At 39.6% G+C, this 22,944-nt stretch carries 17 protein-coding genes; 8 read left to right on the forward strand and 9 right to left on the reverse strand.

The annotated features are described in order from the left end of the window. The first annotated feature begins 78 nt into the window (after positions 1-78). A complete protein-coding gene (locus ABWP91_RS10745) occupies positions 79-3,291 on the forward strand; it encodes a M66 family metalloprotease (RefSeq protein ID WP_353243276.1) in 3,213 nt (1,070 codons plus the stop codon). A 44-nt stretch (positions 3,292-3,335) separates the two neighbouring features. Here the strand turns inward: ABWP91_RS10745 and ABWP91_RS10750 are convergent, their stop codons facing one another. Both ABWP91_RS10750 and gnd read right to left on the reverse strand, forming a co-directional pair. Beyond that, complete coding sequence (locus ABWP91_RS10750; RefSeq protein ID WP_353243277.1) at positions 3,336-4,517, reverse strand: multidrug effflux MFS transporter; 1,182 nt, start codon at positions 4,515-4,517, stop codon at positions 3,336-3,338. A gap of 199 nt (positions 4,518-4,716) precedes the next feature. Continuing rightward, positions 4,717-6,123: an NADP-dependent phosphogluconate dehydrogenase gene (gnd, locus tag ABWP91_RS10755; RefSeq protein WP_353243278.1), complete on the reverse strand. Its 1,407-nt coding sequence runs from the start codon at positions 6,121-6,123 to the stop codon at positions 4,717-4,719. Positions 6,124-6,489: 366 nt separating this feature from the next. Here gnd and ABWP91_RS10760 point away from each other — a divergent pair, with 366 nt between their 5' ends. From ABWP91_RS10760 to ABWP91_RS10770, 3 genes are all read left to right on the forward strand, one after another. Continuing rightward, positions 6,490-8,073, forward strand: a complete 1,584-nt coding sequence (locus ABWP91_RS10760; protein WP_353243279.1) for a TerC family protein — start codon at positions 6,490-6,492, stop codon at positions 8,071-8,073. Positions 8,074-8,247: 174 nt separating this feature from the next. Next, entirely contained in the window at positions 8,248-8,811 is a 564-nt protein-coding gene (locus ABWP91_RS10765) for a hypothetical protein (RefSeq protein ID WP_353243280.1), read from the forward strand. A gap of 103 nt (positions 8,812-8,914) precedes the next feature. Further along, positions 8,915-9,577 (forward strand): hypothetical protein, encoded by a 663-nt coding sequence (locus ABWP91_RS10770; protein WP_353243281.1) that lies wholly within the window; start codon positions 8,915-8,917, stop codon positions 9,575-9,577. 56 nt (positions 9,578-9,633) lie between these two features. Here ABWP91_RS10770 and asmA read toward each other — a convergent pair whose 3' ends face one another. From asmA to apbC, 6 genes are all read right to left on the reverse strand, one after another. Beyond that, positions 9,634-11,472 (reverse strand): outer membrane assembly protein AsmA, encoded by a 1,839-nt coding sequence (gene asmA / locus ABWP91_RS10775; protein WP_353243282.1) that lies wholly within the window; start codon positions 11,470-11,472, stop codon positions 9,634-9,636. A 131-nt stretch (positions 11,473-11,603) separates the two neighbouring features. Continuing rightward, positions 11,604-12,185 carry a dCTP deaminase gene (gene dcd, locus ABWP91_RS10780; RefSeq protein ID WP_206085396.1) on the reverse strand — a complete coding sequence of 194 codons (582 nt, stop codon included), beginning with the start codon at positions 12,183-12,185 and terminating at the stop codon, positions 11,604-11,606. Between the two features lie 38 nt (positions 12,186-12,223). Then, positions 12,224-12,868, reverse strand: coding sequence for a uridine kinase (gene udk, locus ABWP91_RS10785; protein ID WP_353243283.1), 645 nt, complete (start codon positions 12,866-12,868; stop codon positions 12,224-12,226). A 181-nt stretch (positions 12,869-13,049) separates the two neighbouring features. Beyond that, positions 13,050-14,006 carry a zinc metalloprotease HtpX gene (gene htpX, locus ABWP91_RS10790; protein WP_353243284.1) on the reverse strand — a complete coding sequence of 319 codons (957 nt, stop codon included), beginning with the start codon at positions 14,004-14,006 and terminating at the stop codon, positions 13,050-13,052. A gap of 84 nt (positions 14,007-14,090) precedes the next feature. Beyond that, the gene (locus ABWP91_RS10795) at positions 14,091-14,651 is read right to left on the reverse strand and encodes a LemA family protein (RefSeq protein WP_273804443.1); all 561 of its coding nucleotides are present in this window, start codon (positions 14,649-14,651) and stop codon (positions 14,091-14,093) included. Between the two features lie 194 nt (positions 14,652-14,845). Then, complete coding sequence (apbC, locus tag ABWP91_RS10800; RefSeq protein ID WP_353243285.1) at positions 14,846-15,958, reverse strand: iron-sulfur cluster carrier protein ApbC; 1,113 nt, start codon at positions 15,956-15,958, stop codon at positions 14,846-14,848. A 267-nt stretch (positions 15,959-16,225) separates the two neighbouring features. Between apbC and metG the strand changes: the two genes are divergently transcribed. The 4 genes from metG to cdd all read left to right on the forward strand — a co-directional run bounded on the left by metG (position 16,226) and on the right by cdd (position 20,678). Then, positions 16,226-18,253 carry a methionine--tRNA ligase gene (metG, locus tag ABWP91_RS10805; RefSeq protein WP_353243286.1) on the forward strand — a complete coding sequence of 676 codons (2,028 nt, stop codon included), beginning with the start codon at positions 16,226-16,228 and terminating at the stop codon, positions 18,251-18,253. A gap of 170 nt (positions 18,254-18,423) precedes the next feature. Then, positions 18,424-18,891 (forward strand): CidA/LrgA family protein, encoded by a 468-nt coding sequence (locus ABWP91_RS10810; protein ID WP_353243287.1) that lies wholly within the window; start codon positions 18,424-18,426, stop codon positions 18,889-18,891. Then, entirely contained in the window at positions 18,891-19,586 is a 696-nt protein-coding gene (locus tag ABWP91_RS10815) for a CidB/LrgB family autolysis modulator (protein ID WP_353243288.1), read from the forward strand. The genes ABWP91_RS10810 and ABWP91_RS10815 overlap by 1 nt, the downstream gene beginning before the upstream one ends. A 204-nt stretch (positions 19,587-19,790) precedes the next feature. Continuing rightward, positions 19,791-20,678: a cytidine deaminase gene (cdd, locus tag ABWP91_RS10820; protein ID WP_353243289.1), complete on the forward strand. Its 888-nt coding sequence runs from the start codon at positions 19,791-19,793 to the stop codon at positions 20,676-20,678. A gap of 111 nt (positions 20,679-20,789) precedes the next feature. On the opposite strand, the gene ABWP91_RS10825 is transcribed toward cdd, so the two are convergent. After that, entirely contained in the window at positions 20,790-22,940 is a 2,151-nt protein-coding gene (locus tag ABWP91_RS10825; RefSeq protein ID WP_353243290.1) for a hypothetical protein, read from the reverse strand. Between the last annotated feature and the right edge of the window lie 4 nt (positions 22,941-22,944).

Here is a 22,944-nt window from a genome sequence, read left to right on the forward strand (position 1 = left end):
AACGTTTAATTAAATATTTAATAAATTAACATTGAACTTTAAAAACTGATGATGAAAAATAAAATCATAAGGTATACCATGACTGAAAATACGAATTTACTCAGTACATTCATAAGCAGCTTAATATCTGGGGATCCAACTAAAAATTATTCAATCGATAATATAGATCATTTCTATGGTTATATGGATTTTCTAAATAATATGACATCTTATTTTCCCCCCGAACATCCATACGCCAATCTAGATTTAAATGAAAGTTTTCATCCTCTTAACCCGGCTATTTATAATAAAGAAGCCAAAAAAAATTATTATAATCAAAATAAATTCATTGGCACTTCAACGCAAAAAGAGAGCAGTGACACATACGGAGATCTAAAAGGAAGTGTTTATTTTGCACAGAACTCAATCATTCCTGCTATTAATCGAATTGAAGGAGATATACAACCAACATTGGTGCCTAATCGAAAAACCTTAATGATGTTTAAACCCCAACATAAAATTCCCGATAACGAAGATGTTTATATAGAAATAACAGATAGTAAAGGAACAGGGTCATATCTTAAAAAGCTTTCGCCTCCATCAAAACTGCCCCAGTTATCCTATCTGAGCATTTATGAAACAAACTTAAGGCCTAAAGACTTTAAAAAACCGAGTTTTTTTGATTTAGAAGTCAGAGATGTAAATCAGCTCAATAAGGTACTAGAAAGTCCAAACTATTTTAATCAACTGATTTCTAAACCAGATAATATCAAGTTTAATTTCAATGGGATAAATTTCGATAATTGGACTAAATCTATTCACCTTAACTCAAACCCACAATACCAAGGTAAAAATATAGTTTTCCATAATAATACCAATTCAAATATTTTTATCAGATATAGTAATAAACATCATAAAATAGAACAAAATCATTCTATCCAGTTTATTTGTGATAATAATGGGAGATGGCTAACAAAATCTGAAACAAAAAAACTAAAAGAACTGTCTGCGAGTAAAAAAATCCCTAAAACTTTTGATTATGAGTTAAGTGATAAAGATAAAATAGAAAACTATCATACTGAAATCCCCCTTTTACTAGAAAGATATTCAAGTATAAAAATAGATATCCACGATAACTCTAACGTCAAAAAATTCAAATTAATAAATAATAAACAATACGCATCGAAAATAATACAATTTTCCTCGAAGTCTATGGAGAAGAAAAAAATTGATTTTAATAATAAGGAGATAACTTTAAAAAAAGGGGGGGTTCTTTATTTTGTCTGCGATAAAAAAGGTATTTGGAGAAAACTGCCAATCAATACCGAGGCATCAGAACTGAGCTTAGGGAGACGTTTCGAATATGATGAAGTCATAAATGAAAAAGAAAAACTAGAAAAAATGCAAGAAAGTACTCAGTTTATGGAAAATCTACTATTACGAAATCAAAGACAAATCAGAATAGATATTAATGATGAAAACTGGGTTGATTCCATCAAATTACCAAATGGAAATCGTTATTGCTATATCACCTTTAATACGACGGCAAGCAAGAGCACGAAGATCCATATTGATGGTACCTATTTAGAGCTAAAAAAAGGGGAATTCCTCAATCTCGATTTTGTCACTGATACTAAGAAATGGAGAAATAACCCATTAATAGTCCTGCCTGAACATATGAATAACCTTGAGTATATGGAGAATACTTGGTCAACAACGATTCCTGGTGAATATATTCAGCCTAATATAAAAATTGATTTTATACATAAAAATAAAATGGGCATCTTACCAAAGACCACTATAGGCTCACCAACGACGTTAAGATTACATCTTTTGGATATTGGTATTTTCACTGAGCCGAGAGATAAATTCGATTTTAGGGATACTCCCGAGCTTAATCGGCAATATTATCAACAAATTCCAGCCTCAATACTCCTCGTAAACCGCTATGAATCAACGCGGGTCGATCAATTTGTCTTCAGTGATGGGTCGATTTTAAAAGAGGTTATTCCTGAAAATGGTGGTTGGCATGAAAAGTCAATTTCAAAAATAACTCGCTGGGCATATGGGGAAGGCATTCATATGGCAACGTCTGGCATTAATAGTTCACCAGATGATGGCCCCACATTTGTACCAACCCCACAAATAGTCGTCTATAACTCTGTTGGTCAATATCAAAATGGTAAGGTTGTCCATGGGGGGCTGGGTAGTTATAAAGGTGGGCTTGCTTCTGTTGAGGATTCAATAGGCAATGAGTTTAGCCATGAATTAGGCCATAATTTTAATATTATTGACTTTTACGGTGGAGAGACAGAATTTGGTATCCATCGTCCTTCTCATCAGAAGAACTCAACGTGGGGCTGGGACGCGGATAACAATATGTTTATCCCAAATTTTGGACAGTCAGGGAGAGCAGACTACGATGCAATGAATGGTGGAAGTCCGAAAGATAAGAAAAATAATGCTTATTCACTCTATACACCAAATACATTAGCCGCCATCCAAAAGCGACTAGAAAAACTTCACGCTTTTAATACTGATTCCTCAACGGGTTATCAAAAATGGAATTCTGAAACAAGCAAAATGGAAGATACCTATTTAGAATTACCAAGCTTTCTCCAATTTAATATTCCCGTTAAAAATGGTAAAGATATCTCTCTATATAAATTATGTAAAGCACTCGAAAAATATGATGTGCTAAAAATAAAATTAGGTAATGGCTATCATAGTAAAAATATACATTTACCTGACGCATCATCGAGAAATGCGGAAGATACCATCATAATAGAAACTAGTGCTGACTGGGATACGACTGTTCACCTTAATGGTGAAACTGATAAAATTAAGAAAAATGAAAAAATAACCTATATTTCCGATGGTAAGTCATGGGTTAAATCTCATCACCATGGGTTACACAAAAAACCAATAAAACAAGATGTTCCCGTTATTACCGTACTCGGTTTTTATGATCCTGAAGGGCAAATTTTAGTCACCGATCCTGAAAAACAAAAATCAAACCATGTACAAGATATTTTATATGGTTCTTCAGGTATGGTTTATGAAGACAATAAGAAGCTAGATTCTTGTTCTTCTTATTTGGAATTCGACCTTGAAGATGGAACAACGCGACAATACAAACTTCATGGTACCAATTTCAAAACATCTCATATGAACCGTTTTCATGTGAATATTGAGCGAGACTTAAAGCCCGTTAAAGTTAAAATTTTTATTAAAGGTGAGCTAAAAGAATCTAAAAATATTGAAATTAGAGAACTTAAATTACCCACGACCATTAATGGGCTAACCATTTAAACCAATATGAGTAAGAGCAGGCTTATCGACCTGCTCTTACATTATTAATGAGGCTCTGCTAACCTCAAACTGGCCTTTCTCGCCACTAAACCAAAAATACAGCCAACTAACATCACGATTGCTAACGATAATTTTGGTGCGATGGGTAACGCGATAGCCAATAGACCTAAAGCAGCGCCGCCAGCCATTTGGACAAAACCCACTAACGCAGATGCGGTACCCGCTTCATTACCAAAAGGCTCTAAAGCATAACTGGTTGCCGTTCCCATCATAAAGGCAAGCCCAGTACAGGCGCAGGCCACGGGTAACATATAGACGCTCCAATGGCTTTGAATAGCTTCAGGCAACACCACAAAACCCAATACCAACCCTAAACTGCCAATTGCCATCATAGAACTGCCCACAAATAAACACGCAGGACGCCCAATTTTATGAATAAAATGGTTCGCAATATAACTAGCAAACATGATCCAAAAACCATTTATGCCAAACACGATAGAAAATGCTAATGGACTTAATTGAGCATCCCCCATCAATACCGTCGGTGCGAGGGAAACATAAGTTAATGCCATACCCATAGTGCCCGCATTAACGAGAGCAAAAATGATAAATTGACGATTCCCTAAAACGCGGCAATAGGTTTCCACAGGGATCACTTTCACTTTAGGCAAGTTTGCAGGGCGTGTCTCAGGTAAAAATACCGCGACCAATACCATTATGATCACGGCATACAACGCAAGGAACCAAAATGGCGCGCGCCAACCCCATGCTTCTGCCAGTAACCCACCTAATAATGGTGCAAGCGCTGGCACAATATTCAATGTACCATTGAGAAAACCAAATGCGCGCGCCGCTTCAGTGCCGTTCATACGGTCACGAACACAGCTAAATGCCACCACAGAGGTGCAACAAACGGCAACCCCTTGCAACAAACGGGAGGCAATAAACACCGTTGGCGTCGTGGCCGCAATGGCAACACCCGCACCAATAATGTAGAGCACCATGCCAACCATTGCGATAGGTTTGCGGCCGTATCGGTCCACCAGCGGTCCCGAAATCAATTGCCCTAAACCTAGGACTAGAATAAATAGCGCAATAGTCGATTGAATAACGGATTCACTGCTGCCTAAATCCTTCGCAATATCAGGGATAGTCGGCAGGTATAAATCGATACCCAATGGGCCAAGTAAGACTAATAAAAGCAATAAAATAAGAAAATTACGCATGAAACTATGCTCAGACACCGTAGTAAAAAGTTATGTTATTCAATGATTGATGAATAATGTAGCAGAAACGATTAATCTAACTATCAAAAAAGAAATGATAAAATAAATAAATTCATCATTTATTCATTCTGCCTATGAAAGGCAAAAAAGGCGCTAAATTTAGCGCCTTTTGCATCATCGATAAAGGATGATGTTAGCTTTATTCCATCCACTCAGTGTGAAAAACACCATCTTTATCCGTACGCTTATAAGTGTGAGCACCGAAGTAGTCACGCTGCGCTTGGATTAAGTTTGCAGGCAATACCGCTGAGCGGTAGCTATCGTAATAGGAAATCGCCGCAGAGAACGTTGGTGTTGGAATACCATTTTGCACGCCGTAGCACACAACATCACGCAGTGCTTGTTGGTATTCGTCCGCGATTTGTTTGAAGTATGGTGCTAACAGTAAGTTGGCAATTTTTGCATCTTGGTTGTAAGCATCCGTGATTTTTTGCAGGAATTGCGCACGAATGATGCAGCCTGCACGGAAGATTTTTGCAATCTCACCGTAATTCAGGTCCCAGTTATACTCGTCTGATGCCGCTTTTAGCTGTTGGAAGCCTTGTGCATAAGAAACGATTTTACCTAAGTACAGTGCACGACGGACTTTCTCAACAAACGCGCTCTTGTCCCCTTCAACGGGTTTTAAGATTGGGCCTGTTAAGACTTTAGACGCTGCAACACGTTGGTCTTTTAAGAAAGAAATATAACGTGCGAAAACAGACTCAGTGATTAATGTCAGAGGAATGCCTAAATCCAGCGCACTTTGGCTCGTCCATTTACCCGTGCCTTTGTTTGCCGCTTCATCTAGGATCACGTCAACAAGGTACTTACCATCTTCATCTTTTTTCTTGAAGATGTCGGCAGTGATTTCAATCAGGTAGCTGCTCAATTCACCTTTGTTCCACTCTGCAAAGGTGCCTGCCAGCTCTTCATTGCTCAGGTTTAATGAACCTTTTAACAATGAATAAGCTTCAGCGATTAACTGCATGTCACCGTATTCGATACCATTATGGACCATTTTAACGTAATGACCTGCCCCGTCTGGCCCCATGTAAGCCACGCAAGGTTCGCCTTCCGCTTTCGCTGCGATTTCTTTTAAGATTGGCGCAACCAGTTCGTAAGCTTCTTTTTGTCCACCAGGCATAATTGAAGGGCCTTTTAGTGCGCCTTCTTCACCACCAGAAACACCTGTTCCGATGAAGTTAAAACCTTGTGCGGATAATTCACGGTTACGACGGATTGTATCCGTGAATAACGTGTTACCACCGTCGATAAGGATATCACCCTTGTCCAGATGAGGAGTCAGCGAGGCAATTGTTTTGTCCGTTGCTTCACCCGCTTTAACCATCAATAAGATGCGGCGTGGTTTTTCCAGAGAGTCAACAAACTCTTCAATTGTATAGTTGGGAACGAGGTTTTTCCCTGGATTTTCGGCAATTACTTCGTCTGTTTTATCTTTAGAACGGTTAAAGATAGACACTGAGTAACCACGGCTTTCAATATTGAGCGCAAGGTTACGCCCCATGACCGCCATTCCGACAACACCAATCTGCTGCTTTGACATGAACAACTCCTGTCTGATTAGGACCAAGTCAGCCTCAATGTGCTGACATTCTGTTAACGGGATCACATATTAACCTAGGATTGTGCTGCATGGTAGTTATTGATGCAATCGATGACGTATACAACGCCATTTTTGTCAAGAATTGCCCGACTATACTCCAAATAATTCACGTTGCAGGTAGGCGATAAGCGAAGATAGACGGGGAGCATAGATACACTATGTGACTCGGCGAGCGTAGCGTAGTCAACACCGCTGCAACTTAAAGGATTTCTAGGATAAAGTGAATTTTTATTGATATTTCTCTCAACAAACCGCATTATTCTCCAGTCGGTATAAGCCGTCATATCAGAAGGTAAAACAAACTGTATGGAATGGATCGCAGATCCTTCGATTTGGGCGGGCCTCGCTACCCTAATCGTTCTAGAAATCGTTCTTGGTATTGATAACCTCGTCTTCATCGCCATTCTGGCAGATAAGCTCCCGCCAAAGCTGCGTGATAGAGCCCGTGTAACTGGACTTTTATTAGCCCTAATTATGCGTGTTGTGCTTCTATTCAGCTTATCGTGGCTCATTACCCTCACCAAACCAATAATCACGCTGTTTGAGCACCCATTTAGTGCCCGAGACCTGATTATGTTAATTGGGGGGCTGTTCCTCTTGTTTAAAGCAACGATGGAACTCAACGAGCGGCTAGAAGGTAAAGACGAACACGCAAATACCCAAAGGAAGACATCGAATTTCTGGGCTGTTGTTGCACAAATTATTGTTCTTGATGCCGTGTTCTCTCTGGACTCTGTAATCACTGCGGTCGGTATGGTTGACCATATCGGCGTTATGATTGCGGCAGTGACCATTGCAATGGCATTAATGATTTGGGCAAGTAAACCGTTAACTAGCTTTGTTAACCAGCACCCAACCATTGTCATACTGTGTTTAAGCTTCTTGTTGATGATTGGTTTCAGCCTTGTGGCAGAAGGTTTTGGCTACGCTATTCCGAAAGGCTACTTATACGCGGCTATCGGCTTCTCAATCATGATTGAGGTGCTAAACCAATTTGCGCAATTTAACCGTCGTAAATTCCTGACAGGTACACGCCCACTGCGTGAACGTACAGCTGAAGCGGTATTGCGCATTTTAAGTGGTAATTCAGAACGAGGTGAATTAGACCCTCACACCTCTGACCTTATCGCAGATAATAAATCGGTCTTTGACCCACAAGAGCGTTTGATGATTGCTCGTGTGCTAGGGATGGCGCAGCGTAACGTTGAAAGTATCATGACCTCGCGCCACGATGTGGACTATCTTGATATCAATAAATCCTCTAGCGATTTGTTGCAATTGATGGAGAAAAACCCGCACTCACGCCTTGTGGTGATTGATGAAACGATAAGCGATGAACCTGTTGGTGTTGTGCATGTGATGGATTTAGTGAAGCAGCAACTGAATGGTAAACCACTGGATTTACGTGCGTTAATCACTCAACCGCTGATCTTCCCTGAAGGCCTATCACTGCTCAAAGCATTGGAACAGTTCCGTAAAGCGCATACTCACTTTGCATTTGTGGTCGATGAGTTTGGTTCTATTGAAGGTATCGTGACATTGACCGACGTGATGGAAACCATCGCAGGTAACTTACCCGTTGGTGATGAAGAGAATGATTCGCGTCATGATATTCAAAAACTTGATGACGGTACGTGGATTGCCAATGGCTTTATGCCACTGGAAGACTTGATCATGTTTGTGCCGATGGAATTAGATGACAAACGTGAATACGAAACCATCGCGGGTCTCTTAATGGAGCATTTACAACGTGTTCCAGAAGTCGGCGAGCAAGTCACCATTAATGGTTGTATCTTCCAACCATTGGAAGTCAATAGCCACCGTGTCAATAAAGTCTTAATCACACCACCCGCTCGCGAAGGGGATGGTTATGAATATGAAGATGACTAACCTTAACTAAATACCAAAATACCGGCCAAGAGGTCGGTATTTTTTTGCCGATAACCTTACGATATATTAATTAGATTTATACCAAACACCGTTCAATCGCGTTTTTTGCAAGATAACCCATTTTCTTCGTGAATAATTATCATCATTAAATAATATTCATTTAAAAGTTAATTCATGTTGCCACTTTCAAAGTTTAATTCCATTACACGTATTTTAATAAGCAATTCACAAATCAATAGAACTGCTAGTTCAATTGCAAATCAAGCAACAAGGCTAAAAAACGATTTAATTGATTTTCCTAGAGTAGCTGAAACACCACACAATCATGGTAAAAAAAAGACCAACGATGCTATTGACCTGCTAAAAATGCAGCCTAATAAAAAAAATCGACTGCCCACTACAATAAAAAAGACTGTTCATTTAAATGATATTCAGATACTAAAAAAAAATATGTCATCTAAAATAAATGACCTCAATAATAGAATAACACCGCTGATATCAAACAATGAGGCATTACATCCAAATGACATAATAGAGATGCAATCTGAATTTAACTCTATAGTTATCTGCTTGAATGATTGCCAGATTTTACTCAACAACTCGAGTTATCCGCACCATAAAAGGAAACAGAAAATATTAACCTCTTTAAAAAACCAGATGTTAAAAATTGAGTACCAACTAACATTTGAAAAATTCATAACAGAAAAGAAGTATGCCGTACCGTTACACATCAAATAATACGGTAAAAATGTACTCTTCATCGTTTTTTAAAAGCAGAAAACATTGAAACCTTGAATAATTAAACCAGTTTAATAATCAAAATTTTAAAGAGACAGTAATCATGAAAACCAAAATATCACCAATAATAATCAAAATTCCACGTGCCAATATTTGTAATACAAATCAAAAAACAAATAGCACCTTGGGAAACTCAGCAAAAAGCATCACGAATTCATCGACCCCATTGCCCATTAAGCCTATTTTAAAATCAGGGGATAACCATCAAAATAGCGTAGCCAAGAAACATGTTTCATTTAACTTACCCGCACAAGAAACTACAATGAAAAGCGCGAATGCAGGGGTAAAAACAAATGAACCTGTCACCACAGTGAAACCACCTAAAGTAACGACTGAAGATTTAGATGTATTGTCTAGAGAAATCTCAAAGATCAAAAGCAGCATCCATAAATTAATGACAGGAAAAGCGAGTTGGAAATCAGCCCAAGAAATCACTGATATTTCAGATAGCTTACGAGATATAAAAAATAAAATTCAAGATTTTAGTCCTAGAATTGAAAGTAATATGACGAGAGGGCAATCTGCAAAACTCAAAAAACTTGAGAGTTTTGAAAAAAGAATGCAAAAACGACAAGATGAGTTAAAACCACTACAAAAGAAAAACAATTACGAAAATAGTGCCTCTAATAACTATGCAAAATCGCGTCAAGAGAATGTAGAATCGATAAATAAATCTAAAACAGCTAAACTAACTGAGCACCATTAAACAAGAGCAAGACTAATCGCAAATGTGTTATCGGATGTTTGCGATTAGTAACATGCTTACAGTGCATTTAATAGCTCATTCAGCCCTTTATTTTCTTCTTTCTTCAAGAAGTTACCGATGGCCTGTTTAGCTTGAGTACGCAATTCGCTGCGCAGCAATTTCTCCACATCAAGCTGATATTGCAAACTATGCCAATTACCGTAAATACGCAGTGGAATATTCATGCCTTGTAATTGCTGTACTAGGCGTGAATCCCCCGCCCAGCCACCAAAAATATTGACACCTAAATTCACATCAATGCTTTCATTTGGAATATTTACGCGGCCTTGGCCGTTAATATTCACCAAAGCGGATTTCGCATTCATTGATGAAATATTCATATTACCTTTATTCAAGTAGCCTTTAACTGTGAATAATTCAACTTCTGTATAATTCCCTGTATTCACGGGGGCATTAATTTTGTTCGTTACACGGGAAACAGATTGCTGAATTAATTGTGGAATATTCAACCCATGCAATTTTGCATTTCTCAGTTCAAAGTTAACAGGCCCTTGCCATTGGTTTTTCACCGCATAATCATCATAACCAACACCCGATAACGCCGCATTGAGGGAGATAATGCCGCTGAGTTTTTGTGGCATATTAAACGCTTTTAATAACGGTGTTAAATCAATATTTTTAAAGTCGGGTTTTGCCGAAACCGTCGCTGGCACCGAGCTATAATTTAACGTAACAGGTAATGAGAACTCACCACCAAACGCTTTACCTTGTAATTTAGAAACCGTTAAACGTGGCGTTTGGTTTTGGGCACTAATCACCACATCATTGACCGACATTCCTCGATAAATTAAATTCCCTACCGATAAATCAACATTGGCCGTAAATGATTTTAAACCTGATAAATCATACCGTTGTGTATTTGTTCCTGAAATAACAGGCTTGACCCCAACACGGTTATTATTTGTTTCCGCCTCCGATGTTGCAGCGGTAGAGACTGTACCTAACAAATTATCCAAATCTAATTTTTCAGATGTTAATTCAACAGCCAGTTTCGGAATATCGTCTAATTTTACGTGAATATTCCCTGTTAACAGGCTTTCATTGGCTTTAATCGATAGATTGGTTAAATTCGCATTAGGCTCCTGCCCTTTGTTATATAAAAAATCTGTGGTGATTTGCCCAGATATTCCGTTTTCAGGTAAATCCACACCACTAAGCGAATAATCAAACTGCGTTAATTGGCCGCTAATTTTTTGGTTGATTGCCGATAAATCAACATCTGCACGCGTATCGAACACAAATTCTTGTTGGTTTTTATTTAAGTTACCACTGAATTTGACCACCACTTGCTGATTGTTATTTTTTTTCAGTGACAGGTTAATATTACGCAGGTTAAATTCATCTTTTGGCGTTTGCCAAATCACTAGGCTGTTAGAAATATCAACTTTTTCGATATCTAACAACCAGTTACTCTTATCAACAGAGGTAGTTTGAGAGGTAGAGCCCCCAGGTGCAATAGGGTCGCTACTGTGTGCTTGAGGTGCACTTTCTGGTGTTTTACGGATAACAGCACCATCAATCACAATTTGTTCGACAGATAAACGGTGGGAAATCAAAGGCCACAGTTCAACATCTAAGCGCATATTTTCAGCGCTTAAAACAGGTGTGGATGCATTCGGTGCAGTCAGAGAGACGGGGCCTGTGATAATGCTCAATGTCGGCCAAACATGCCAACGCATATCCCCATTGAATTCAAGCTGATAGCCACTTTTCTTCTCTACTTGCTCGACAATATAATGACGAAAATCATTCGGATTGACCAGCATCACTAATGTGGTTAAACCCGCAACAATGACAACAAGTAAAATAATCAGTGTCGTTAAAAAACGTTTCATGCTTCCCTCTCTTAAACTCTGCCTGCGACCATCACCAACGTGAACTCACACCATTACTTTCCCTGAAAATGGGCGAAAATTACGCCATTAAAATCCTTTAATGACACAATTCCCGCGAAGTTTAGCGAGTATCAGTCTTCACTGATACGGCTACCAACAGCCCCTTGTTGGTTTTTATATTTTGCATCTTGGCGGCTATTATAAGGGCGATCTGCACTGCCCGATAATGGCTCAAAGCTCAGCGCCCCAATGACCATGCCAGGGCGTAATGCTAACGGTAACTTACCTGAATTATAAAATTCTAGCACGATTTGCCCTTTCCAGCCGGGGTCAATGCGATGTGCGGTAACGTGCACCATCAAGCCTAATCGGGCCAGTGATGAGCGACCATCAAGCCAACCCACAAGGTTATCAGGGAGCGTAACAGACTCAAGCGTCACTGCAAGTGCTAATTCCCCTGGATGTAAGAAAAATGGCTCGTCTTCACTTAACACGATCTCATCACTCATTACACGATCCAGAGCAGCATTTACTTCATCTTTTGGGCCACTAAGATCGATAAATGCCGCGGTATGTCCTCGAAAAACACGAAACTGATTTCCTAAACGAACATCTGCGGTTGCACCATTGATCCGTTCAACAGGTGGCCGTGGGCTGATCACTAATTTACCATCATCCATCCATTGAATAATATCGCGATCACAAAGACGCATGGCTGTTTCCCCCTTCATATTGTTAGTCTCTGCCTTGATTAATCTTGGCAGAATTCCCCGATCTTCGCTTTTAAGATATCAATTGCCACACGGTTTTTCCCACCGCGAGGCACAATAATATCGGCATATTGCTTCGATGGCTCAATAAACTGTAAAAACATTGGGCGAACCGTTTTATTGTATTGGTCAATCACGGAATCTAATGTTCTACCACGTTCATTTACATCACGTTTAATGCGGCGCATCAAGCAAATATCGAGTGGTGTATCAACAAAAATCGAAAAATCCATCTCACCACGTAGGCGTTTATCGGTTAACAATAAAATACCTTCAATAATAATGACTTTTTTAGGTTTGAATGTGATGGTTTTTTCTTTGCGAGTATGAGCGACATAGTCGTATTGCGGGATTTCTACTGCTTGACCACTTTTTAGTGATCGGAGGTGTTCAAAAAGCAAACTGTGATCCATTGAATTCGGATGGTCATAGTTCACTTTAAGTCGTTCTTCCATTGGCACATCTGTTTGGTCTTTATAATAACAGTCCTCTGGAATAACACCGATATTATGATCACCGACCTTTTCTCGTAATTCACGATATAGAGTGCTTGCAATTAAGCTTTTGCCAGATGCAGAGGCTCCCGATATACCTACAATGGTACAGTGATGCGCTATGTCAGTCATAAAATGATAACCTGGTTAAATATTTTAGAAATGAAAATACATAACATCAAAATGTTACGTTGGCGGAATTATAGGGGGTAATGGCGTGTTGTTCCAGCGTCCCTCGACAAAGTTCGCTAAAAAAAACGCCAATATTCGATAGAAAATGGGGAATTGCTGATTAGCCCTTTAATTTATAGGGCTAAAATGGCTTCTTACCTTCTAATGCAGCAATGCGATTTTCAATAGAAGGGTGAGTGGAAAACACAGAATCCCCTTTATTAAAAATATAAGCTGCTTTACGGTAAGCCTGCCCTGTACTGCTCTCATCATATTCATGCGTTTCATGTTGCCCAGATATTTTTTTCAGCGCGCTGATCATCGCTTGGTTATCAGAAGTGAGATCAACTGCCGCCGCGTCCGCCATATATTCACGAGTACGGGACAAATAAAAATACAGAATTTGCGTGATCCACGGCAACACAAAATTCAAGACCATTAAAATCATTTGGGCTTTATTAGCCACATTATTACGGCTTCGCCCTGCGGTACGAATAAAAATCTGACTAAATACGTTGGTTACCGTCAAAATCACGTTCGCTAAGATACCCACATACAGGGTCAGCTTCGAATCACCGTGTATAATATGGCCGACCTCGTGAGCCAGAACGGCTTGCACTTCTTGCCGGTTCAGTGTTTGAAGCAGACCACGCGTCACGCCAACCAACGCATTACGACCATTCCAGCCCGCAGCAAATGCATTTGGCTCATCACTTTCTAAAATATATAAACGGGGAATATAACCTAAACTCGCACTTAAACTAAGCTCTTCAATAATATTAAACAGCTGTTTTTCTTCTGAACTGGTGGCATTTTCTGGGTTGATTTCTTTCGCATTCATCCCTGCCAACATCATTTTATGGCCTCGAAAATGAATATAAATCAACCCAAGGAATGTCAAACCTAAAACGATAAATGTCGCAATTGGCATTTCTTTTAACGTCACAAATTCCATTGCATTATCAAACAAATCTAACTGTTCATTTGGATGCGTGGCAATATCCGCTAATAACCCAATGATAAGCATAATAAAAATATAGCTCATCACCACAAAACGAGTCCGAATATTATTTTTACGTATGACGTTACGAAAATCCATAAAATACCCTGCTTTCTATCACAGATAATTATCGGAACATCCTAAGCTGTTCCGATAATTTGCCAAATGGCGGTTAATCGATAATTAGTCGAAATTAATACGACGTGACTCTTCGGACTTAATCGTCTCTTCATCAAGGCGCCAGTATTCTTTTGATATTTTTAAGCTAGGAATAATGCCAACAATAAGCGCGGCAGGCATGGATGCAATATAAGCATTATAGGTTTCTAAAGTACGGTTATAACCACGTTTTGCAAAAGAAAGCTTATTTTCTGAAGACACGATTTCTTCTTGCAAATTTGCCATGATTGCATCAGATTTCAGCTCTGGATAGGCTTCAACTGCGACATTAATCGCCCCGCTGCTCACCATTTTGGATAGCGCATCTTCCGCTTCACGTGCTTTATCACCCGTCGCATTTTGAGCCTGAGTGCGCAGTTCGGTAATTTTACTGAACACTTCCGTTTCATGGCTTAAATATTTTTTTACCGTCGCAAGTAAGCTATCAAACACTTTTCCGCGTCTGTCTAATTGAACTGAAATTTCAGTTTCGCTGGAAACCACGGCTTCACGTAATGCCACGATACGGTTATAAAAATAAATAACGATCAGCACCACTACGACAATAAAAATTAAAAATTTCATAATCACCTTTTAGGGCTTACCCATAGGAAAAGAATTCAACAACACTATTAATTTATTCTACGCGATCCTTTCTCAATAGAGAAACAATCCACAGATAAATCAGAAAAAGGGAAATTACAGGGCTGGCGCTCAGTACAAATAAAAAAGGCTATTTAATGTTAAACACTAAATAGCCCCTATTGAATTACGCTAAATTACACCGCGCGGAATGAAATTTCCGTTGGGATTTTATCCCCTTCCCAATACATTAATGCAGAAATACCCGATGCGATTTCACGGTAAATATCCGCAAATTCACCTTCAGGGTCGCGCATAACAGTTGGTTGACCACGGTCAAGGTCTTCACGTAAAGAAATATGCAGCGGAACTTGGCCTAACAGTTTCGTGTTGTATTTCTCAGCCAATTTTTCTGCACCACCCGTACCAAAAATTGGCTCAACATGGCCACAGTTACTGCAAATGTGCGCGCTCATGTTTTCAATAACGCCTAATACTGGCACATTCACTTTCTTAAACATCACAATACCTTTCATGGCATCGACCAGTGCGATATCTTGTGGTGTTGTGACCACAACCGCACCTGTTACAGGGATGTTTTGTGAAAGTGTTAATTGGATATCACCCGTTCCCGGTGGCATATCGATAACTAAATAGTCTAAATCTGGCCATAAGGTGTCTTGCAACATTTGCATTAACGCCTTACTAGCCATCGGGCCACGCCACACCATCGCGTTATCATCAGTAACTAAATAACCGATTGAGTTAGTCGCTAAACCATACGCCATAATTGGCGCCATGTGCTGACCATCAGGTGACGTTGGGCGCTCTAATGTTGTGCCTAACATATTTGGAATCGACGGGCCATAAATGTCCGCATCAAGGATACCAACTTTCGCCCCTTCTTGCGCCAGTGCTAACGCGAGGTTAACGGAAGTACTCGATTTACCCACGCCGCCTTTACCTGAGCTCACCGCAAGAATATTGCGCACGCCATTAATGCCAGGCAAATCATTCGCGCGTTTTAGCGTTGTCACATCGTGACGTAATTTCCATTCAACCGCGTGAGCGCCAGTGAGTTGTTTTAGCTCTGCCGTTTTTTCGCTAATTAGCGTTTGGAAAGGGCCTTTCCAAACAAATGGCATGACTAATTCGACGTGCAGCACATTGTCCAACATTGCACAATGATGTAACGCTTTGATAGAAATCAGATTACGTTGCAGTGTTGGGTGTGTAAATGAAGCCAAAACTTTGGAGACTTGTTCAGTCAGCAGTTCTGGTTTGTTCTGCTCGGGGGATTTATCGTTCATCCCGGCTCCTTTATTTATATTTTTGAACTATAGATATCCTATATAACTCGATAAGCTACCTGAGATTAGACGGATATACTTTGACTGAGGTTAATCATAACAGAGAACACGAAAAATAGTGATTGCCAAGCGCAGGAAAAGCCACGAAGAGGCAAAAATTTCTTTTTCCAACAAATTTCCAATTAATCTTTTATACCCCTAGCAGCGATGGTTTTGATCGGTTAACATCAAAGACCCTTTTCAAATAATGGAAGTAAGAAAGTTACTATGTCTCAAGTCGCGAATAAATTACTGGTAACCTGTGCGTTACCCTATGCTAACGGTTCAATCCATCTTGGTCATATCCTGGAACACATTCAGGCTGATATTTGGGTCCGTTATCAGCGAATGCGCGGCAAAGAGGTTCATTTCATCTGTGCCGACGACGCGCACGGAACCCCAATCATGCTTAAAGCACAGCAGCTAGGTGTCACACCTGAAGCTATGATTGCTGAAATGAGCCAAGAACATCAGAACGATTTTGCAGATTTTTCCATTAGCTATGATAACTATCACTCCACACACAGTGAAGAAAATAAAGCGTTATCAGAACTGATTTATGGGAAACTGAAAAATAACGGTTTTATTAAAAACCGCACTATTTCTCAGCTTTTCGACCCAGAAAAAGGCATGTTCTTACCAGACCGCTTCGTTAAAGGCACTTGCCCGAAATGTAAAGCAGAAGACCAATACGGTGATAACTGTGAAGTGTGTGGCGCAACCTACAGCCCAACAGAGTTAATCAACCCGCGTTCGGTCATCTCTGGTGCAACACCTGTGATGCGTGATTCAGAACATTTTTTCTTCGATTTGCCAGCATTTAGCGACATGCTACAAGCATGGACTCGCTCAGGCGCACTGCAAGAGCAAGTGGCGAACAAAATGCAAGAGTGGTTCGAATCTGGCCTGCAACAGTGGGATATTACCCGTGATTCGCCGTATTTCGGCTTTGAAATTCCAGATGCGCCAGGCAAATATTTCTATGTCTGGTTAGATGCACCAATTGGTTACATGGGTTCATTTAAAAACCTGTGTGACAAACGCGGTGATCTGAGTTTCGATGAATTCTGGAATAAAGACGCGAAAACAGATCTTTACCACTTTATCGGTAAAGATATCGTCTATTTCCACAGCCTGTTCTGGCCTGCGATGTTAGAAGGCAGCCAATTCCGTAAACCAACTAACCTGTTTGTCCATGGTTATGTCACGGTTAATGGCGCGAAAATGTCTAAATCCCGCGGTACATTTATCACTGCGCGCTCATATTTAGACCATTTAGATGCTGACTGCTTACGTTATTACTACGCAGCAAAACTGTCTTCACGTATCGATGATATCGATTTAAACCTTGAAGACTTCGTCCAGCGTGTCAATAGCGATATCGTGAATAAAGTGGTTAACTTAGCTTCGCGTAACGCAGGCTTTATTGCTAAGCGCTTTGATGGCAAGTTATCTGCAAACTTAGCAGAGCCTGAGTTATATCAGCAATTTGTTGATGCAGCGAAAGTTATCGGTGAAGATTATTGCAATCGCGAATACAGTAAAGCAATTCGTGAAATCATGGCACTAGCCGATGTCGCTAACCGCTATGTTGATGAAAAAGCCCCTTGGGTGGTTGCTAAACAAGAAGGTAAAGACCAAGAGTTGCAAGATATCTGCTCAATGGGTATCAACCTATTCCGCATCCTAATGACTTACCTGAAACCCGTTTTACCGGGTCTGACAAAACGTGCAGAAGCGTTCTTGAATACTGAACTGTCTTGGGATGCGATTAACACACCATTACTTAACCACGATGTCGCACCTTTCAAAGCCCTGTTTAACCGTATTGAAATGACAAAAGTGGATTCGATGGTTGAAGCATCAAAAGAAAGCATCAAGCCAATCCAGCAAATGACTGGCCCGCTGGCGGATAACCCAATCCAAGATACAATCACCTTTGATGATTTTGCAAAAATCGATCTGCGAATTGCACTAATCAAACACGCTGATTTTGTTGAAGGGTCAGATAAACTACTGAAATTACAGTTAGATATCGGTGGTGAAACACGCCAAGTGTTCTCAGGCATCCGTTCTGCTTATCCAGATCCAAAAGCGTTAGAAGGCCGTTTAACGGTGATGGTCGCTAACCTTGCACCACGTAAAATGCGCTTTGGTATTTCCGAAGGTATGGTCATGGCAGCAGGCCCTGGTGGGAAAGATATTTATCTGCTCAGCCCAGATAGCGGCGCACAGCCGGGTATGCAAGTTAAGTAACTTGTTTTAAAAATCGATTAAACCCGCAGCCAAACATAATATGTTTGACCGCGCTCTGAAGTGGAGACCAAAAAACTCTCCACTTTTTTATTGTCTTTTTATTGTGATCGGTAGCACAATTATAAAGTTAATTGTATGATGAATAGATATCAAGTTACGGGACAAATCTCATGTCATTTAAACAGGTGCTGATAACGGGATGGCAGTATTTGCGCGCTTTCGCAATACTTTACCTCTGCCTGATTGTCGGAAACCTTATCTCTACCTTACTTCCTTTCGCTATTCCTGGCAGTATTGTCGGTATGCTCATTCTGTTTGCACTACTGGCACTGCAAATTATCCCTGCTCACTGGGCACAACCCGGATGCAGTATTTTATTGAAAAATATGACCATTCTGTTTGTGCCTATCGGTGTGGGGATCATGAATTATTATGACTTACTGAGCCAACAACTGATCCCGATTGTGGTTTCTTGCATGGTCAGTACCTTAATTGTGATGATAGTTGTCGCTATCAGTTCCAACTATATTCACAAAGAGCGCCCTGTCGTGGGCGCTAAAGCTGATGAAGTTCCCCTTCCCCCTGAAGAACCAATTTCTTCGGTGATTAATAATGATAAAACTAAGGGGAACGAATAATGTTAACGCACATTTGGTGGTCATTACCGCTGACAATTGTGGTGTTTTACCTTGCTCGCAAATTGTCAGTGAAATTTAAACTGCCAATATTAAACCCATTATTAATTACCATTGCGGTGCTTATCGCCATATTGGTTATTACCAATACCTCCTATGAGCATTATTTTGCTGGCAGTAAAATTCTAAATGATTTACTGCAACCCGCCGTTGTGGCATTGGCTTTCCCTCTTTACGAGCAAATGCACCAAATTCGTGCCCAATGGAAATCCCTATTTAGCATCTGCTTTGCGGGTAGCATCGTCGCGATGTTCAGTGGTGCAGCAATTGCATTTTGGCTTGGAGCAACGCCGGATATCGCAGCCTCCGTATTGCCGAAATCAGTCACAACACCCATCGCGATGGCGGTTGCTGATTCAGTTGGTGGGATCCCCGCAATTAGCGCCGCTTGCGTGTTGTTTGTCGGTATTTTAGGCGCAATGTTCGGGCACAGTTTATTTGATGCCCTACGTGTTCGCACCCATGCGTCTCGCGGGCTTGCGATGGGAACGGCTTCCCACGCATTAGGCACCGCACGTTGTGCTGAAGTTAATTACATTGAGGGGGCTTATAGTTCACTCGCATTGATGACCTGTGGGGTGATCACCTCGTTAAGTGCGCCATTTATATTTCCTGTCATTTTGCATCTTTTTAGCTAATCTTATTAGTTACACACCCCGTTAAATATGATGAGTAAGGGAAAACGATATTCTCTTACTCATCATCGAACACTAAAAACATGAGATACATCTCTCAATTAAAGAATTTGTTTCACATGTTTCATTTAAATTAGTGATTTAAGTCACATATTATTGTGTGCTTTATTGAATAGAATAAAAACAATTAAATAGGGAGGGTAACTCATGCATTCAAGATTTAAGGCCGCTTGGGCCGAGCTTCCAGAGAAGCTACAGTCTGTACTTAGACCTATCATTGATAAATCCGATTTCGCCGGAATGCTAACGGCTGAGCAAGTACAACACATTAAAGCGCAAAGCGGTGTTAGCGACTCAGAGTTAGCATTCTCACTACTCCCTTTTGCAGCGGCCTATGCCGTTACACCTATCTCCCATTTCCACGTTGGTGCAATCGCTTGCGGCGCTAGCGGTAATTTATATTTCGGCGCCAATATGGAATTTAGCCATGTTTCGATGGGGCAAGTGATCCACGCGGAGCAATGTGCGATCACTCATTCGTGGATGAAAGGCGAAAAGCAAATTACATCAATCACCGTGAATTACACCCCATGTGGCCATTGCCGACAATTTATGAATGAATTGCGCGAAGGCGGTAAAATTATGGTGCACTTACCGGGTCGTGAGCCTGCGGTACTACACCACTATTTACCTGATTCATTTGGCCCAGCCGATTTAAACATTACGACACTATTGCTTGATTCTGTTCAGCATGGTTATAACAACCAAAGCCGTGACAGGCTGTTAAGTGCCGCTATTGAGGCCGCTAATCAATCCCATGCACCTTATAGTGAATCCCATTCAGGTATTGCGGTGCAGCTCAAAGATGGTTCACTGTTTACAGGGCGCTACGCTGAAAATGCGGCATTCAACCCAAGCTTACCACCACTGCAAGCCGCGTTAATTATGATTAACCTTGCTGGTAAAGATATCCATGCCATTGAGCAAGCTAAGTTGGTTGAAAAGCAAGATGCGATAGTGAAACAATGGTGTACCACTGAAAATACCTTAAATGCACTAGGTTGCCGACAAGTGGAATTGGTTTATTTGGATTAATCCATTTAAATCATATTAAGTATCAAAGATTAAGGCGGTGGTTATTGAGGTTATTTCTCAATTTCAATAACCACCGTTTTTTATTGAAAAATTATGGTGTATGAATACAGATTAGAACGAAAATCTGGATGAAGAACTACCATAACCACCGTAGCTAAAGTCAGAAATACTTGGTGCTTGTGGCATTCTAAAATCTTTACCAAAAGAGTTCGCAGAATGGTTCATGGAAGACATGTTTTCACTAAGGTTTCCAAGCATATTTTCAAGGTGATGATTGCTTTGTATTCTACCTTCTAGAAAACTCGATGAAACATCATACCCACTAAAATTAAATTCCGTTGAGTGAGACATATTAGAAGAATTAGATAAATTCCTCATAGAAGGCATATTTTCAAGGTGATGATTACTTTGTATTCTGCCTTCTAGAAAGCTCGATGAAACATCGTGTCCGCTAAAATTTAGCTCTGTAGATTGAGAAGTATTAGAAGGATTGTGTAAGTTTTTCATGGAAGGCATATTTTCAAGTGGGTGGCTTGCTGGCATTATTCCACCACTTGTCACTGGCGCTTTTTTATCTGAACTTAAATTCGCTTCCCCGCTGAAATCCAAATCGCTTTTAGGGATAACTTCTCTTAACTCTCTCACTTTAGCAGTTATATATTCTGTTGCTGTCGTTCCTCTCTCTGCAAGGTATTCGCCAAAAACAGATCCTGTTTCTTTTATATTATCAACTGTAGATACCGTATTAGCCCATTCAACAAACAAATTAAATTTTTCTTTAGATGGATTTTTTATTATTTCCATCATCATTTCATCCATTAGATAAAGTCCAAACTCAACTTCATTTTGGCTATTTCCTGAATTTATTAACATTTCTTTATAAACTTCGTTGTGTTTATCAGCAGGGATAATCTGTAATGGAATTGATAATGTCCATGCATCTTTAGGTAAATTCAAATCACTAAATGAATCGTCATGTATTTTTTTAACTTCAACAATATCCATTCTTTCACGCAAAACTTTAGTATTATTATACTTGAATTTATCAAGTACTAGGTTACAATTCTTAATAGCTATTTTAAGTTGAACTTCTTTCAAATCATTGGAATCTAATATGATATTATCTTTTCTAGCTCTTTCAATTAAGAAATTTGTTGCCATTTTTCCTGCAAACGAATCACCTCTAACAAGCCCATTTGGAATCACACCATACCTTTCATTATTAGCTTCAAAGTAATTATATAAAATTTGAGGATCTCTTTTCTCTTCCAATTTTTCACACACATCCTGTACATCTTTTAAATGTAATTCAAATTTATCCTGTTCATTAACATCAAATAGTGCAGAACGCTTCTTTCTACGATTATGAATATTTTCTCTAACATCATTAATTAAAAATTTTAATTTTTCTTCTTTACTTTCCCAAAATAATATATTTTCATTTTTCATTAATAATGCAGCATCTTGGGTTAATAAATTTTCAGGATCTACATAGTGAAACGTCCATGAGATCACCTCACCCAGTTCCTCCTCCTCTGTTTTTATACTTTTATCTATCTTATTAATAAGATCTTTCAACTCAGGATCAGAAGCTATTATATCGAAATAGCCTTTAAGTTTATTCCCAGTTAACCCTCTGTACTCTGTGACATAGAAATTATTACTTAACCATTTTTTTGTTATCTCATTTTTATTTTCTGTACTTGAAATATGCTTTTTAAGCATCATCTCAAATGTTTTATAATGATGATTAACTTGTTCTTTAAATTCAGTACTAGAATTTAACCTGTGAGACCAAAACCCCTGCCTTTCGCTCAAAGAAAGTGATTCAAATACACCATTTAAATACCAATCATCAATACTAAACCAACTGACATCACAAGCTTTTCGATTAATTTCAACCAACTCTTCGTAGCTAAGATCAGTGAGTTCAACAAGTTTTCCTCCCGATTTATTAAGTTTATTCTCTAGCAAAATAAGATACTCATTAGCTAAATTAAAATCTATTTCTTCATATATATCATCAAGGAACTCCCTATTTAACCATAAATCTCTATTCGATGAAAAATATAATGTCGATCGTCCCCAGAAACCCCCTTCGCTACCACTAACTCCGGCAAACAATGCGTACCTATCGCCTTTATTAGCTAAATACTGATACATTTCTTTCGGGCTTTTGTCCTCTCTTAAATATTTTTTTATTGTATTAATATCATGCTCTGTAAACTCTCGGCTAGCACTGTATTTCTTATTATTTAACATTGAA

It is taken from the genome of Providencia sp. (assembly GCF_040396775.1).
GTDB lineage: Bacteria > Pseudomonadota > Gammaproteobacteria > Enterobacterales > Enterobacteriaceae > Providencia.